This is a genomic window from Cupriavidus phytohabitans, from assembly GCF_017815025.1.
Taxonomy (GTDB): domain Bacteria; phylum Pseudomonadota; class Gammaproteobacteria; order Burkholderiales; family Burkholderiaceae; genus Cupriavidus.
Window position 1 is genome coordinate 1 of record NZ_JAGIQB010000241.1, and the last position, 563, is coordinate 563.

The following is a 563-nucleotide window of genomic DNA, read 5'->3' on the forward strand; positions in this document are numbered from 1 at the left end:
CTGCCGAATGGGCCAACCCACTCTGGCTGTCCACGCCGATGTGCAGCTTCATCCCAAAGAACCACTGTTGTCCTTTCCGGGTCTGATGCATCTCGGGGTCGCGCGCCTTCTTTTCGTTCTTCGTCGAACTGGGGGCACCGATGATCGTGGCATCCACAATGGTGCCGGTTTTCAGTTTCACGCCGCTGGCTTGCAGGATCCGGCCTACCTCAGCGAATAGCCGCTCCGCAAGCTGGTGCTTTTCCAACAGGCGGCGAAACTTCAGCAGCGTGGTGGCATCCGGCACAGGTTCACGACCCAGGTCAATCCCAACGAAGCGGCGCAGGCTGGCGCTGTCATACAGCGCCTCTTCGCAGGCCAGATCCGCCAGGTTGAACCAGTGCTGCAAAAAGTGGATGCGCAGCATCCGCTCCAGGCCAATGGGCGGCCGGCCGTTGCCGGCCTTCGGATAGTACGGCTCGATCACCGCGCACAACGCCGCCCACGGCACGATCGTCGCCAGAAATGCCTCACGTCGCGTCGGCTTACGGTATTGCTCGAATCCAGCCCCTTGATCTGCACCC

1 protein-coding gene is annotated in these 563 nt (G+C 61.6%); it reads right to left on the reverse strand.

Going from position 1 to position 563, the window contains the following annotated elements; translation table 11 throughout:
- Window positions 1-563 (reverse strand): IS5 family transposase (locus J8I34_RS34330; RefSeq protein ID WP_209808619.1); only part of this gene is annotated, 563 nt, incomplete at both ends.